The 15,712-nt window shown below is 38.7% G+C and carries 12 protein-coding genes; 4 read left to right on the plus strand and 8 right to left on the minus strand.

Features of this window, described 5'->3' with window-relative positions; all coding sequences use genetic code 11:
- Positions 1-18: 18 nt before the first annotated feature.
- Positions 19-897: an aldose 1-epimerase family protein gene (locus DHD80_RS06395; protein WP_251740324.1), complete on the plus strand. Its 879-nt coding sequence runs from the start codon at positions 19-21 to the stop codon at positions 895-897.
- Between the two features lie 64 nt (positions 898-961).
- The gene (locus DHD80_RS06400) at positions 962-2,299 is read left to right on the plus strand and encodes a DEAD/DEAH box helicase (RefSeq protein ID WP_251740325.1); all 1,338 of its coding nucleotides are present in this window, start codon (positions 962-964) and stop codon (positions 2,297-2,299) included.
- A 330-nt stretch (positions 2,300-2,629) separates the two neighbouring features.
- Here the strand turns inward: DHD80_RS06400 and DHD80_RS06405 are convergent, their stop codons facing one another.
- Positions 2,630-3,073, minus strand: coding sequence for a MotA/TolQ/ExbB proton channel family protein (locus tag DHD80_RS06405; RefSeq protein ID WP_251740326.1), 444 nt, complete (start codon positions 3,071-3,073; stop codon positions 2,630-2,632).
- 198 nt (positions 3,074-3,271) lie between these two features.
- Between DHD80_RS06405 and DHD80_RS06410 the strand changes: the two genes are divergently transcribed.
- Together DHD80_RS06410 and DHD80_RS06415 are read left to right on the plus strand one after the other, a co-directional pair.
- Positions 3,272-4,348, plus strand: a complete 1,077-nt coding sequence (locus DHD80_RS06410; protein ID WP_251740327.1) for a histidine kinase — start codon at positions 3,272-3,274, stop codon at positions 4,346-4,348.
- Entirely contained in the window at positions 4,341-5,054 is a 714-nt protein-coding gene (locus DHD80_RS06415) for a LytTR family DNA-binding domain-containing protein (protein WP_251740328.1), read from the plus strand. Before DHD80_RS06410 ends, DHD80_RS06415 begins: the two co-directional genes overlap by 8 nt.
- 66 nt (positions 5,055-5,120) lie before the next feature.
- On the opposite strand, the gene lpdA is transcribed toward DHD80_RS06415, so the two are convergent.
- The 7 genes from lpdA to DHD80_RS06450 all read right to left on the minus strand — a co-directional run bounded on the left by lpdA (position 5,121) and on the right by DHD80_RS06450 (position 15,642).
- Positions 5,121-6,524: a dihydrolipoyl dehydrogenase gene (lpdA, locus tag DHD80_RS06420; RefSeq protein WP_251740329.1), complete on the minus strand. Its 1,404-nt coding sequence runs from the start codon at positions 6,522-6,524 to the stop codon at positions 5,121-5,123.
- 343 nt (positions 6,525-6,867) lie between these two features.
- Positions 6,868-8,232: an NAD-dependent succinate-semialdehyde dehydrogenase gene (locus DHD80_RS06425; protein ID WP_251740330.1), complete on the minus strand. Its 1,365-nt coding sequence runs from the start codon at positions 8,230-8,232 to the stop codon at positions 6,868-6,870.
- 218 nt (positions 8,233-8,450) lie between these two features.
- Complete coding sequence (locus DHD80_RS06430) at positions 8,451-9,710, minus strand: C45 family peptidase (RefSeq protein WP_251740331.1); 1,260 nt, start codon at positions 9,708-9,710, stop codon at positions 8,451-8,453.
- Positions 9,711-9,814: 104 nt separating this feature from the next.
- Positions 9,815-11,521: a biotin carboxylase gene (locus tag DHD80_RS06435; protein WP_251740332.1), complete on the minus strand. Its 1,707-nt coding sequence runs from the start codon at positions 11,519-11,521 to the stop codon at positions 9,815-9,817.
- A gap of 10 nt (positions 11,522-11,531) precedes the next feature.
- Positions 11,532-14,279, minus strand: a complete 2,748-nt coding sequence (locus DHD80_RS06440; protein ID WP_251740333.1) for an aminotransferase class I/II-fold pyridoxal phosphate-dependent enzyme — start codon at positions 14,277-14,279, stop codon at positions 11,532-11,534.
- 8 nt (positions 14,280-14,287) lie between these two features.
- Positions 14,288-14,692, minus strand: a complete 405-nt coding sequence (locus DHD80_RS06445) for a VOC family protein (protein WP_251740334.1) — start codon at positions 14,690-14,692, stop codon at positions 14,288-14,290.
- A 14-nt stretch (positions 14,693-14,706) separates the two neighbouring features.
- Positions 14,707-15,642 carry a carbon-nitrogen hydrolase family protein gene (locus DHD80_RS06450; protein WP_251740335.1) on the minus strand — a complete coding sequence of 312 codons (936 nt, stop codon included), beginning with the start codon at positions 15,640-15,642 and terminating at the stop codon, positions 14,707-14,709.
- Positions 15,643-15,712: the final 70 nt, after the last annotated feature.

Consider the following 15,712-nt stretch of genomic DNA (forward strand, 5'->3'; position numbering starts at 1 on the left):
CTTTAGAAAAAAACTGCTTTGAAAAAATATAGCATTGAGAATGAATCTTTGAAAGTAAGCGTTTTAAAGACAGGCGCAGAACTTTGCAGCATCTATAATAAAAGAAATGATAAAGAGTATTTGTGGCAGGGAAATCCAGACATCTGGGGCAGCCACGCGCCCAATCTTTTTCCAATTATTGGTACGCTTAAAGATGGGAAATATACTTTTGAAGGTAAAGAATATACGATGCCCAAACATGGGCTTATTCGGAATAATAAAAACCTGCTTTTTAAAGAGACTACGGAAAATGAACTGATTTTTGAATTAGAATCTTCTGAAGATACGCTGAAAATGTATCCATTTAAATTCCTTTATAAAATCACTTATATCTTAAGAAAAAACCAGCTTCAGGTGATCCAGGAAGTGACCAATCTTGATGATAAATCAATGTATTTTAATTTGGGGGGCCATCCTGCCTTCAACATTCAACTGTACGATAAGGAAAATTTAAGCGATTATTCCCTCGAGTTTAATGAAGATCTAGATTTGGAAACTTATTTATTAGATGAAGACGGACTGGTTAGCAACAAAACTGAAGAAATTTTAAAAAACGCGCGAAGATTCCAGCTTACTGATGATATTTTTAAAAAAGATGCGCTTATTTTTAAGAATATTGAGGCTAAGAAAATCTCTATTTTGAGCAAAGAAAATGGAAGGCTGCTTTCCGTTTGGTATCCCGATTTTGAAGATCTGGGAATTTGGTCAAAACCCGGTGCGCCCTTTGTTTGCATAGAACCCTGGCTGGGAACTGCAGAACATTCTAATTCAGATCAAAAATTAGAAAACAAATATGGAATTATCAAACTGGATCCTGAAAAGAATTTCTCTGCAGATTATTTGATCACTATCACTTAGCTACCTGTAATTTCGATATAAATTTTTGGAAGACTTACCTTTGCTGAAATTTTAAAACAACGATTTGAGTTTCCAGCACCTTAATTTAAACACTCCTTTACGCAACGCCATAGACGACCTTGGTTTTGAAACACCTACTCCAATTCAGGAACAGGCGTTTTCTTCCATAATGTCTGGCCGCGATGTGGTTGGCATCGCCCAAACCGGAACCGGAAAAACTTTTGCCTATCTGCTACCCATTTTGCGAATGCTCAAATTTTCTGAACAAAATAATCCCAGGGTACTCATTTTGGTTCCTACCAGGGAACTTGTGGTTCAGGTTTCCGAAGAAATTGAAAAACTTGCTAAATATATTAATTTGCGGGTCACTTCGGTATATGGAGGAGTGAATATTAATACCCAACATCAGGAATTACTAAAAGGTCAGGATATTTTGGTTGCAACGCCAAGACGCTTGTATGATCTTGTTTTGAGAAGGGCCGTACAACTCAAATCCATTCAGAAATTTGTGATTGACGAAGTGGATGTTATGCTGGATCTTGGATTTAAGTTTCAGGTTCGAAACCTATTGGAACTTTTACCGGAAAACAGGCAGAGTATCATGTTTTCTGCAACCATGACCGAGACGGTAGAAGAATTGATCGATGCAAACTTTAAAGCTCCGGAGAAAATCTCCGTAGCGGTAAGTGGAACTCCCCTTGAAAATATTGAGCAGCAACTTTATAAAGTGCCAAATTTTAATACTAAGGCCAATTTATTAGTACAACTGCTGAGCCAGGAAGAATTTACAAAGGTGCTTATTTTCTTTAGTGATAAGCGTTTGGCCGACCGTTTATATGATATTATGCTGAATGAATTTCCGCAGGAAACCAGTTTGGTGCACACTGGAAAAACCCAAAATTACCGGCTCAAAAGTGTGAGTGATTTTGATGCAGGCCTAACCCGAATTTTGATCGCGACCGACGTGATGGCGCGTGGCCTGGACATTGAAGCCGTTTCCCACGTGATCAATTTTGATACTCCCCATTACCCGGAAAATTACATGCATAGGATTGGTAGAACGGGCCGTGCGGAAAAGAAAGGACATTCTATCCTGTTAACCACAGAAAACGAACAGGAAGATCTGGAGGCGATTGAAGATCTTATGCAAAAAAAGATCGATCTTTTTGAAATTCCTTCAACTGTTGAAATAAGTACTGTTTTAATTCCGGAGGAGAAACCCAGAGCGATCGAAATAAATAATCCCAACAATCCTGAAGAATCTGGTCCCGCATTTCATGAGAAAAAGGATAAGAACAAAAAGGAAAACCTGGGAGGCAAATATCGCCGGGAAATTGCCAAAAAATATAAGAAACCTAAAACCCGGGGTGATAAAAATGCAAATCAAAGAAAGAAAAAATAAAAAAAGGAACGCACAGGCGCTCCTTTTTGTTTACTATCATCCTCATTAATTGGATCCGGTCAAGCTGAACTTGTTTCAGCTTCTCCTGTTTAAAAATCTACTTCTCCAGAGATCCTGAAATAAATTCAGGATGACGCTAACCTAAATTTTAATTTAAACCAATTTAACTTCTATTCTTTTTCTTAGCTGCCTTTGCAGCTCTCTTTTCTTTCAAACTCAAAACCGGCTCCTTTTTAGCCGAATTCTTTGATGGTGACTTTTCTTTTCCCATAGTTTCTAATGTTTAGAATTAACTTTTAAATGTAGTAAAAGTTTCCAACGCCTGAAACTTTAATTTGTATGCTGAATTTGTGGGTTATTCACCTCTTCCTTTCGAAGCCAGTTTAGAATAAAAGTTGAAGAACGGCCTATGATAAATGTAAATCCTCCAAAAACCGGTGGCAATAAGGTAAGTTTTAATCCACCCCCAAGCATGGCCGGGTTGATATTGTCTAAGGATTCAAACGCATCGAATACACCAATAAGTCCTATTAGCTGACTAAACAATCCTATTACAAGTGCGAGTAATGCCACCTGATTAACAAGGGAAATAGCCTTTTTAAAAATATGAGAAGATGCTTTTAATTTCATCACAGCGCTCACTATAAAAAAGATCATTAATAAGAACAGGAGAATAATGAGTGTCATTGAAAAAGCTCCTCCTTCCTGAATTCGTGCATACAAAGTTTCGAAAAATCCACGTTGGCGTGCCAGGTAAAAAAATAATAGGATCATAAATATGTTTTTGGTTACACCCCAAAATTACATTCAGGAACCATCTTTATTTGAATTTTGCGATGAACTACAAATTAAGCACCGCTTTTTACTAATTCGATTTAAGAATTTACAAATTATGCTATCTGTCTTTCTAAACCAGCAATCTGCCGCAAAAAACTTTCCAGCCTTAAATTTTAGTTGCATTTTTATGGTTTAATGAAGCTGCGAAAATTTTTTACCCTCTTTGGCAAACGTGTTTTAATCCATGTATTCTTCTGGATTTGTATCTTATTGCTTTTCAGTTTCTTTTTTGGGATGGAAGGTTCAACATTATGGAATCAGATAGCTTTTTCAGCGTTCTTTTTACCGGTAACTATCGCAACCACCTACACTTTTATCTATTATCTCATTCCTAATTACCTGCTACCCAAACGCTATCTTGAATTTGGCCTTTACAGCCTTTATACCTTCATCATTTCATCGGTATTTATCATTTTTTCGGCATTTTATGGACTTGTAATTATCCTGAATTTAGATTGGGAGGACAATTTCCCCCTTTCCAAAAGTCTTTTTTTCATCATGATCACTATTTACCTGGTGGGAGTGATTGGTTCAGCGTTTAGTTTGTTGAAATACAACTATTCTTCAGCAGCTAAAAATGATGAATTGAAAAACCGTATTTTGGAAGCCCAATTAAAACTGAAGGAACAGGAACTTCAGTATCTAAAAATGCAAATCCATCCCCATTTTCTTTTTAATACACTGAATACTATTTACGGTTTAAGCATCATGCAAAGTGAGAAAACACCGGAGATGATCCTTCAGCTTTCAGATTTGCTGGATTATATTTTGTATCAAACCAAAAAGCCTTTGGTGAAATTGGAGGATGAGATCAACCACATAAAAAACTATATCAACCTTGAAAAAAAACGTTTTCAGGATGCTTTAGACATTGAATTTAACTGTGATCCAATTCCAGAAAGTACAATGCTTGCACCTATGCTTCTTTTACCTTTTGTTGAAAATAGTTTCAAGCACGGTAAAAGCATTGACGGAAAACTCAGCATTGCAATCAATCTAAAATTAGATGCTGAAATGCTTTCTTTCCACATTGAAAATTCCATTCAGGACAATTCTGAAATTAATACAGCTGAGGGAATTGGTCTTGAAAATATAAAGCGAAGACTGGACATTCTTTATGCCGATAAATATGAATTGAAAGTTGAAGATACTGAAGATCTATTCAAAGTTTTTCTGAAATTAAATACCGCAAAAATCCCAACCGATGCCTGATAAAATTAAATGTTTAATTGTAGATGATGAACCGGTTGCTTTGGATATTCTGGAAAATCATCTATCAAAAATTGAAAAAATAGAAATTGTGGGCAGATGTAGAAATGCCACCGAAGCTTTTAATAATATAACCCGTTCCAAAATTGATTTGATTTTTTTAGATATCAACATGCCAGGGATTACAGGCATCTCTTTTGCGAAATCAATCAGCAAGAAAATAAAAATTATTTTCACCACAGCTTATCGGGAATATGCCATTGAAGGTTTCGATCTTCATGCCGTAGATTATCTTTTAAAACCTATTTCCTTTGAAAGATTACTTGATGCCGTAAATAATTTCTACCAAAACCATGTTGAAATAAAATCTGATGCTAAATTACCAGATTCTCCTTCAGAATTTATCTTTGTAAAGATCGACCGGAAAATGCATAAAATCGATTTCGATAAAATCCTTTGGATTGAAAGCCTGAGTGATTACCTGAAAATTGAAAACCTCGACGGTACAAAAGTAACCAGAGAAACCATTTCCTCTATTGAAACAAAACTTCCATCCACAAAATTTCTAAGAATTCATCGCTCATTTATCATCGCTATAGATCGAATTGAATCCTATTCCAGTGAAGAAGTGATCATTCAAAATAAATCTATTCCCATTAGCCGAAGTTTTAAAGAAGAGGTTCTAAAAAGGCTGGAAAAATTTCAATAAAAAACAGCCTGAATTTAATTTTCAGGCTGTGACTTCAACTTTCTAACTTTAGAACTTTCAAACTTATTAAATATGCAAAGCCCTATTCTCTGTAGCCGCTAAGGCAGCTTCTTTAACCGCCTCGGCATAGGTGGGATGCGCATGGCTCATTCTCGCGATATCCTCGGCAGATGCTCTAAATTCCATGGCGGTAACTGCTTCAGCAATAAGATCGGCAGTACGGGCGCCAATCATATGTACTCCAAGCACCTCATCGGTCTTCTCATCAGCAAGAATCTTAATTAAACCATCAATATCTCCGCTGGCTCTGGATCGACCCAAGGCGCGCATCGGGAACTTTCCTTCCTTATACTTTACCCCTTCTTCCTTCAATTGCTCTTCAGTTTTTCCAACCGCGGCAACTTCAGGCCAGGTGTAAACGACTCCCGGAATTAAATTATAATTGATATGTGGCTTTTGTCCGGCCATGGTTTCGGCTACAAAAGTACCTTCTTCTTCAGCTTTATGCGCTAACATAGCTCCGCGAATTACGTCTCCAATAGCATAAATGTTATCGATATTGGTTTGAAGATGCTCGTTTACTTTCACCATCCCCCTTTCATCAATTTCTACTCCGGCGGCATCTGCATTCAATCCATCAGTATAAGGACGACGACCAACCGAAACAAGGCAGTAATCACCTTTAAGTTCGATCTCCTTATCTTTTTTATCATCAGCTTTTACGATGATCTCATCTCCGTTTCTTTCAACCGACTTCACTTTAGTGCTGGTATGGAACTTAATTCCCTGTTTCTTCAATACTTTCTGAAGTTCTTTTGAAAGCGCGCTATCCATTGTTGGGATAATTCTATCAAGGAATTCCACTACAGTCACTTCAGCGCCAAGACGACGATAAACCTGCCCTAGTTCAAGACCAATAACCCCCCCACCAATAACGATCATATGTTTAGGCACTTCTTTAAGTTTTAAAGCTTCAGTAGAAGTGATCACTCTTTCCTTATCAAGATCAATAAAAGGAAGATTTGCAGGTTTAGAACCTGTAGCGATAATAGTTTTTTTAGCTTCGATGGTTTGAGTTTTCCCATCTTTCTCGATGTTGATGTGGGTTTTATCCTTAAAAGATCCAACACCCTCGATCACATCTATTTTATTTTTGTCCATCAGGAACTTCACTCCGTCGCAAGTCTGGCTTACCACTGAAGATTTACGTTCCATCATTTTTTCAAGATTCAACTTCACCTCTCCGGGAATTTCAATTCCATGTTCTTCGAAATGCCTGATCGCGTCATCATAGTGATGGGAAGAATCTAAAAGTGCCTTACTTGGTATACATCCAACATTAAGGCAGGTTCCACCCAGCGTGGAATATTTCTCTATGATTGCAGTTTTCATTCCCAGCTGGGCGCAACGAATGGCGGCTACATATCCACCGGGTCCAGATCCTATAACTGCAACATCATATGTACTCATAATTGTTTCTTTTTTAATTTTTCAAAAATTGGTCGTAAAAGTACGACTATTCTCTACAATGACCAATTATCAGTGAGCAGTCGCAGTCGCAGTTGGCAGTTCGCAGTTCAGAGTTGGGAGTTGAGAGTTGTTTTCACTTTTCACTTATTAAACGTTCATTGCGAGCGGAGTGCAACGAAGCGAAGCAATCTCATGCTTAAAAACTATGAAAAAAGAGACTGTCACGCATTACTGCATACGCTCGCAGTGACATCAACTTTGAAATTTCCAGCTTCCAACCTCTAGCTTCCTCCTCACTTTTCACTTTTTTACTTTGAACTTCTCAATTCTCACATCTAACATCTCAATTCTCAGCTTTCACATAAACCACCTTTTTATTCACAAATTCCATCATTCCATCTTTAGCCAATTCCCTGCCGTAACCAGATCGTTTGTTCCCCCCAAAAGGCAATCTGGGATCAGATTTTACTAATTCATTAACAAAGTAGGCACCATCAGTAACCCATGAGGCATATTTCACAGCTTTCGCCGTGTCCTTAGTGAAAATACTAACCCCAAGTCCATATTTTGAATTTTCAGATAAGGCAAAGGCTTCATCAACATCTTTAGCTTTAATAATTGCTGCTAAAGGACCAAAAGTTTCTTCATCAAAAGCAGTCATTCCAGGTCTAACATTTCCCAGGATCGTAGGTTCATGAAAACAATTATTCTGATTACCCCCAATAAGTAAAGTCGCTCCCTGGGAAATTGAATCTTTTACCTGTCTATTTAGCTGATCAGCTAGATCTTTCCTTGCCAAAGGTCCTACCTGAGTAGCATCATCTTTTGTATCTCCAGATTTTAATTTGCTTACGGCCTCTGTAAATTTTGACACGAATTCATCGTGAATAGATTCCAGCAAAATAAAACGTTTTGCCGCGATACAGCTCTGTCCACAATTCAACATTCTTGCGGAAACGGCAGTTTTCACAGCCTGATCTACATCGGCATCCTCCAAAACAATGAAAGAATTATTTCCTCCGAGTTCCAGTAAGCTTTTTTTGATATATTTTCCAGCTATTTGTGCCACAGCAGAGCCTGCCATTTCACTTCCGGTGAGAGTTATTGCCTTTACGGCATCATGAGCTATGATCTTTTCTGTTTGATCGTGGTGAACAATCAAATTTTGAAATACGCCCTCGGGAAACCCGGCTTTGGTAAATACTTCTTCAATTTGTTTTGCGCATCCAAAAACATTCGGAGCATGTTTTAATAGGCCTGTATTCCCAGCAGTTAAAGTGGGAGCCGCAAATCTAAAGACCTGCCAGAATGGAAAATTCCAAGGCATAATGGCATACACAGTTCCAATTGGATCGTGTCTCACAAAACTCTGCGAAGCATCGGTTTTTACTTCTTTGGGAGCAAGAAAAGCTTCGGCATTTTCAGCATAATAATCACAAACCCAGGCACATTTATTTACTTCGGCCCTGGATTCTGAAATTGGTTTTCCCATTTCAGAAGTGATCATCTGCGCATACTCTTCAACATTATCCCGAAGCACCTGACCAGCTTTTTTAATCAATCCTGTACGATACGAGAGCGGTTTTCTGCTCCAGGATTTAAAAGCCTCTTGCGATTTATTCAATTTTTCATCCAGTTCATCACTGGTAATTGCCTGGTATTTGCCTACCTGCTCTCCATTGTATGGATTAACGCTATAAAATTCCATTTGTTTATTTGATATATAAAAGATTGCCACGCATCATTTTGAATACTTGGAATTAAATCTCATTTAGGCTTAAGTCATGCTGAACTTGTTTCAGCATCTTATCCTGATACAAGAAATAGATTAATTTGATGAGACCCTGAAACTAGTTCAGGGTGACGTCAATTAGGTTGCGTTAAGGAGATTCAGTCAAAATTTAGACTACCTTAATTGTAAACTATTTAATTATTCCACGTAGTTCCGTAGCCGGTTCCCATTTTAGACCAGAAATCGGCCAGCACTTCCCAGGAAACTTCTCCCCGGTGCATTAATTCTCCACGTAGTTGTTCCAGTTGTTCTTTATCTGCAGAAGGATTTGCGTGTGCCATTGCATTTATTAGGGTATCAGAAAGGGTTTCCTGCCATTTTACAGAAGCTGAATTTTCTTTTTGCCCCCATTTTTCTGCGGAAGGGTTATTTTCAACCACACTTTTGTCCTGTTTGAATAATTCCGCAAGCATGGCTGAATCCTGCTCAAAATTGATCAATTTGTACTGCTCTTCAAAAGCTTCAAAAGTCTGACTCACTTTTTCATTGGGCCAGCGCATTTCCACGATACCTTCTACCGGCCGATAAACCGCTGTAAACAAGGTTCCAAAGCCTTCTTTAAATAATGTATTGTAAAGTGGTTTTTTAAGGAAAGAATCGGCGATTTTAGCAGCATTCATATCTTTTTTAGCCAGCATTTTCTCTAAAAAAGCAGAACGTTTCAGCGTTTGATTAAAAGCAGCATTCTCTGGCCAGTCAATAGTTCCCTGATAATTGGTGGTAAAAGCAGCATCGGTAACTACAGGTTCTTTATCTGGCGCAAGCTGCACGGTTTTAAAAGCTCCCGTTTTGTCTACAACAGTAACATTGTAAGACATGTGGGAAGGAATACGGATTAAAGCGGCCACGGCTTCTTCCACATTACTGCAAAATTCAAGCACATACCTTAGGATAAATGGAATCCCAAAACCTTCACCAACCTCTTTCCTTCCGCCAAATGTCAGGGAAATAGCGAGCCCATCTTCATTCATTCCATCAACTAACCCTACAAGGCAATCACTGGTACCGATCACTTTCTTTCCATTCCATGCACTTAATAGTTGTGTGCCTTCCATAAGATTAGGGTGATAGTCATAATTTCTCACCAATTGAATCTCCTCGCCAGAAAGTACCGCATTAGAACAGGCACTTATATAAGCCGGCGGCTGAAAACCGGCTAAAAAACGTGCAGCTACCTCATCTGCATTTGCCAGTTTACAGAGACGTTTGTAGGTGGGCCACATTTCGGGCATATATTTTTTGAGTGCTGCCTGTGAGGTTTTTAAATCAGGCTCATAAGCTTTCCCTTTTGAATTGAGCCAGGCTTTATAAGCTTCCCAATGGGTATTATATAGTTTTTGCCATTTCTTTCCTGGAACGCTGGGTTCGGAAACTGCATTAAAATGTAGTTGCATAAATTGTTCTTATTAATCTTTCATAGCTCTTTTTCCCACCTGTCATAAAAAACAGGTGGGGCAAAGTAGTTCCAATTTTCAGTGTGGGCTGTTAAAATAAAAATTTATTTCGTTAAAGTTCCCGACAGGTTTGGCTTCTTCTTATCTTCAACCATTTCAGATTTATATTGTGAACGGATGGCCTTGATCCAGTGCTTGGATCTATTGTTAAGTTCAAAATCATCTGTCATCATACGGCCTCTGGTTACCAGGATACCCATATCTGCTCCCTCATATAAATAATCCCCTTTTTTAGAGATCCTTAAAAAAAAAGCTTCATTTTCATTTTCTACAGCCCTACGATGTGTGTCCATTCTATCAAACTGAATGTGGCCGGTATCGTACATTCTCCAGATTCCCGATTTTGGCGCCTGAGTGACATATTCTACGGTATCGTCGGTATGTTTAATAATTAGCTGGCTCCAGCCATCCAGATTTTCCTGTTTTGACCAGCGCTGGTTAATCGCCTCTATGTCTAATTCATACTCAATATTCATCCATTCAAGGATATGGAAAACAAATAAAGGTGCATCTGCAAGCGCAAAGACAGCATGGTTTGTAATAGAACTGGCTCCTGTCACCCGTGGATTCAATTCTCCCAGATAAATTTCGCCATTATCCTGATCTATAAGAAAATCCAGTTCAAAATATCCTTTGTAACCTTCTTCTCTTAACTGATTTCCAAAAAGCTGGGTATTCTCGATTGCTTTCTGCCTTAATTCCGGCGTAAAGGCATCTGGATAGATCTCGTTCCCACACCAACCACCTTCATACGGGGTTAGTTCTTTAAAACCTACCAGTTCTGTCATCAGTGGGGCGACGATTGTTCCATGACGGGTAACACAAGCTTCAATTGCAGATCCCCTGCAGCGAATACGCTTCATAATTTTCACCTCATCTTCAGCCTCAATCTCTTCAGCGTATTTCTTATATTCTTTCTCATTGGAAATAAAAAAGGTAGTATGGCCAGAATCGCCAAACGGAGTTTGAATTACCAGTTCCTTCCCTAGTTTTTTGGAAACTTCTGAAAGGTGTTTATAATCCTTCACTTTTGAAAGAACATAAGGAACACAAGCGACTCCTGCCCTTTCCGCAATTCTATTTGTGTTTACCTTATTATCCAGGAAAGTCCTCATTTCAGCACTGGGGAACATGATCTCAAGGCCTAATTTTTCGGCCAGTCTTTCTGTTTCTTCATTAAACATGAGGAACATGGCTTTTCCCGGCCTGCCATCTACAGATCTTGTTTTAAGGTAATCCTGTACTTCAGGATGTTGCAACAGGTAATTATTAATATCTTCAATTCCTTCAAAGTCATCATGCGGAATTTCCTGTTTTGGAGAGAATACATTTGGATGCAATCCGTCAAAACATTCAATATACGTGATGAATTTAAAACCCTTGATCCATTCATCTGCTCCCAAAAGATTAAAATTGGTAGCGCTAATAAAATATAAGGGTTCCTCATTTTTATGAAAAGACCTGCGGATATCTGAAACTCCTTTTAATTCAGGAGAAGAAGTTTTTCCGGCTTTTCGTTGGCCTTTAGCCTTATTTGAAGCCGCCGAAGGTTTAGCCTTTGCTACAGTTTTTTTTGCAGCAGGTTTTGATTTGGTTTTTTCTGCTTTATTTGAGGTGGTCTGTTTTTTGCCTTTTTCTGCCTTTCCCCTAATTGGAACTTTCGTTCTGTCTGTCCCTGTTTTTATTGGAGATTTAGCTTTTTTATCTTGTGTCCCTTTAGATTTAGGGTTTTTTGGTTTTTTAGAATCCATAATGCTGGTTTTATTTAGTTAATTTCTTTTTTTTATTAGTTCCCATCGCACCCATAGAGGTGACGGTTTTTTGCCTGTTTAGAACGTTATCTTTAAAAATTCGTAATCCAAGATCAGCCCGGTAACCGTGGATTTCTGAAACATCCAATACGGTTAAAAACTCAATGATTTCTTTACTGACTACCTGCCCGGGAACAAGAACCGGAAATCCCGGTGGATAAGGAATGATAAAGGATGATGCCACCAGGATCCTTTCGTTTTCCATAGAAGGCAAACATTCTGTTAATGGCATATACTCATAATTCTCCTCGTTATAGGCTAGGAAAAATGCCTCCCGGATATTTCCTCCCGGCACTCCCGGCACTGCCTGGAAAGAATGGTGGAAATAACTAAAATCAGGTAATGGGGGAAAATCCTTGGTTAAAGAACAAATCCTGTCCTGGTGGAGCTTGGTTTCTTTAGAACTAAGGGAACGTTGTTCCTTATCCAGTTCATCTGCAATCTTAAGCAAGGCATTGGTGAGATAGGTGACGCTTCCCCTGGTAGTACCAATATTGGTCATAAATAAGACCGTATTTCTGGAGGTTTTATTTATCTGGATATTAAATTTATCCATCAGGTATTTATTTTTGAAGGTATCCCCATCAACACCGGTACGGCCTACATGCAGCGTAATTTTAGTAGGATCCAGTACAAATTCATCTTTTTCCCAGGCTGTTTCCATTCTTTTCCAGCCTTCTTTCGGATTATAATATTCTGAAAGTCCCGATTTTCTATGTTTCTTCGGAATAAAATCACTCACCGTCAATACATCAAAATATTTATTGAGCCTTGGATGATCATTTATTTTTGCCCGAAGCACCATGGCCATTTCTATACTTTTTTCCACTAGCTCATAGCCTTCAAACTGCACCTGTCTCCTGCCGGCATCCAACGAAGCCAGCATTTGGTAGTTTGGTGAGGTGGAAGTATGCGTCATATAGGCTTCCATAAATGTATTTTCGCTCTTTCTTCGGAAATCTTCGTCCCAAATATGTATCATGGAACCCTGACGGAAGCTGCTTAGCGTTTTATGGGTGCTCTGGGTAGAATACACCCTTATTCTCACTTTATCTGGATCTGGAAGGCTTGGTATTTCGCCTTTCTTAAGATTTTTGATATGCGCATCATACTCTTCCTTATAAGCATTGCTTCGGTATTTTTCATACAACTTTTGAGCTACGAACATTCCCGTTCTTTGCTTATAATTATAGGTGAATCCTGCAAACGCAAACCATGCCTCATCCCACAAAAAGACCATATCTGGCTTTATAGCGAGAATTTCCTGCATAACTTTTTCCACATTGTAAACCAGTCCGTCAAAAGTACAATTGGTAAGTAGCAGCATTTTTACAAGATCTAATCTTCCTGCCTCTTTCAAATGAAGTAACTTTTCTTTTATCTGTTCCAGCGGAACTGCGCCGTACATGGAATATTCTTCTATAGGATAGGAGTCCAGATAAACGGGATAAGCTCCTGCCAAAACCAATCCGTAGTGATGTGACTTATGGCAATCCCTATCAATCAGGATCACATCCCCGGGTTTTACCAGGGCCTGTACAACAATTTTGTTAGCTGTTGAAGTTCCATTGGTTACAAAAAATGTATTCTGGGAGCCATAGGCATCGCTGGCCATCTTCTGTGCTTTTTTTAAAGATCCTGTAGGCTGAAGCAAGGAATCCAAACCACCGGTGGTGGAAGAAGTTTCTGCCAAAAACATATTTCTTCCGTAGAAATTACCAAAATCATTGATCCATCTTGATTTAAAAATCGAATTACCCCTGGAAATAGGCATCGCATGAAAAATACCGGTAGGTTTTTTACTATATTCTTTCAAGGCTGAAAAAAACGGGGTTTCATAACGCTCACTAATTCCCCTTAAAATAGTAAGGTGTAATTCCTGAAGATCTTCAGTCCTGTAAAAGATTCTTCTAAAACTTTTTAAGGTACTATCCTTCAGCTTTCCAAGTGCCGTATCTGTAACATAATAAGTATCAAGTTCAGGCCTGAACTTTTTTACAAGATTCCCTAAAATAGGACCCAATTCAGTTTGAGGTGTGGAGGCCAGATCAAGTTTTAAAACATTCTGAATAAATGGTTTTAAAGTAGGGGTTATTTTTTTTGAATGATAAGGAGGGGCATAGCGCACCACCACCGCCTGAATATTATAATTGAAATGCAAAGCAATCAAGGCATCTTCAAAAGATCGCTGCACCACAATCCCATAATTGAACTGTTCATTGGCTCCCCTAAGATCCTTCAGATCGTTACGGAGTTTGCATTCCTCCTGAAATGAAATATCCTCTACAAATAATACTTCGAAATAATTCTTCTTAACACCCTCGGGAAGCTCTCCCCTTTCTGAAGTTTCAACACCCTGATCGTCATCTTCCATTAAATCAGGGTTGCTTCTATACCTGTCACTTACCAGATGTTTAGTGATTTCAGCTATTTTATTGGTCAATGCAGTATGTTCCTGCCTGTCCAGCATTTCGTTAAGTGATCGTAAACGCAATATCCCGGGGAATGCAAAATAGCTTTCTATAACTTCAATATCTTTTAATAAACTACGAAGGTTTTTCTGAAGGTATTTTTCTTCTGAAGACCCTCTTTTATAGTTTTCAAGTTTTGCGGACTCACTCTTTAAAGTATTCCAGGACTCCAACCGAAGCTGGGCAACATTATAATGATATGAACTAACCGATTTATTCTCTGTCATAAATTATTTTATTTATTTGAGTGCAATGCGAGTTTATTTCCTTCAGAATCGATGAAAATGGCAAAATACCCTGACTCTTTATTGATGAAGGTTTTAGGCATTACGATTCTTCCCCCAGCCGGTTCCACCTTTTCCAGGATATGGTTTAAATCTTTACCGCCATTGAGGTACAACAAAGGACCCGTGTCGCTGGGTGTGGAACCAGGACCTTTAACTATGGCCCCGCCTATCCCATCATTTACCGGGAAAAATGCCATGGCATAATTATCATCAAAATTTTTTTCCATCTCCATATTGAAAATCTCGTTATAGAAATCAACCGATTGCTGAAAATTGATCGCCGGGATCTCAAACCAGCTGATAAAGTCTTTGATGGTTTCTTTCTTTTTTTTCTTCGATGTTGTTCCGCCCATAGTTTTTCTTCTTTTTATAGTTCATTAAATCCTTTATAACCTGTAGGATTTACAGGTGGCTCATATTCGTTTTCCTGCATTTTCAATTTCGCCAGCGTATCCAGTTTGGTTGGTTTTATAAGGGGCCCCAAGGAATTAAGATACGGCAACTGCGCCCCGTGTTGATATATCCCAAACTGACCTATATGATCCCTGAAACTCTTTAAAGGTTGTCCAAGTCTAAGCACTCCAAGCTCCCTGCTTCTTCTCACCCTGTCTATATTCAATTCCAGTGGAAAAATTTCTTCATTTCCCTGTGCCTGATAGATCACCCGCCCATCTGGACCACAAACAATAGACCTTCCGCTTCCTCCAGATTCTAATCCATTTACATCAAAAAAGTAGCATTGATTTACCGCAGCCATCGCTCTTACTATAGAGAGTTCTATTTCCCTGTCTATAGTACCGGTCATCGTTGGATGCAAAATCACTTCGGCCCCCATTACCGTTAGGGTACGTACGGTTTCAGGAAACCACATATCGTAGCATATGGACAAGCCAAATTTAGCCACACCGGGCACATCGAAAACACAAAATTCAGATCCTGGGGTAACCCCAACTTCATAGGGATAAAAAGGAAACATTTTTCTATAACGTGTTACTACTTCCCCTTCAGGATTTATGACTGTGGCCGTGTTATAAATTTTACCTTCGCTTTTTTCAAATATTGAACCCGGAAGCAACCAGATATTATGCTTTTTGGCCATTTTTTGCATTTCCTGTTCAAATTCCCCAGGAATTTCCTGCGCGGTATGGGTTAATGGACCATAGCCACACAACTCGCTAAACACCACCATATCTACCCATGGATAAAGGCTCATTGTAATATTTAGTTTCAACTTCATCATCTCCACGTTGGGAGCGACCGCTGACACTTTCATTTGTATTCCTGCTATTGCGAATGGATTCATTATTTCTATTGTTTATTACTTATGCTGTTTACTATAATTAGGTTCGAATTTCGGCCACGGGAAATTTCAC

Source organism: Gramella sp. AN32 (assembly GCF_023718305.1).
Taxonomy (GTDB): domain Bacteria; phylum Bacteroidota; class Bacteroidia; order Flavobacteriales; family Flavobacteriaceae; genus Christiangramia; species Christiangramia antarctica.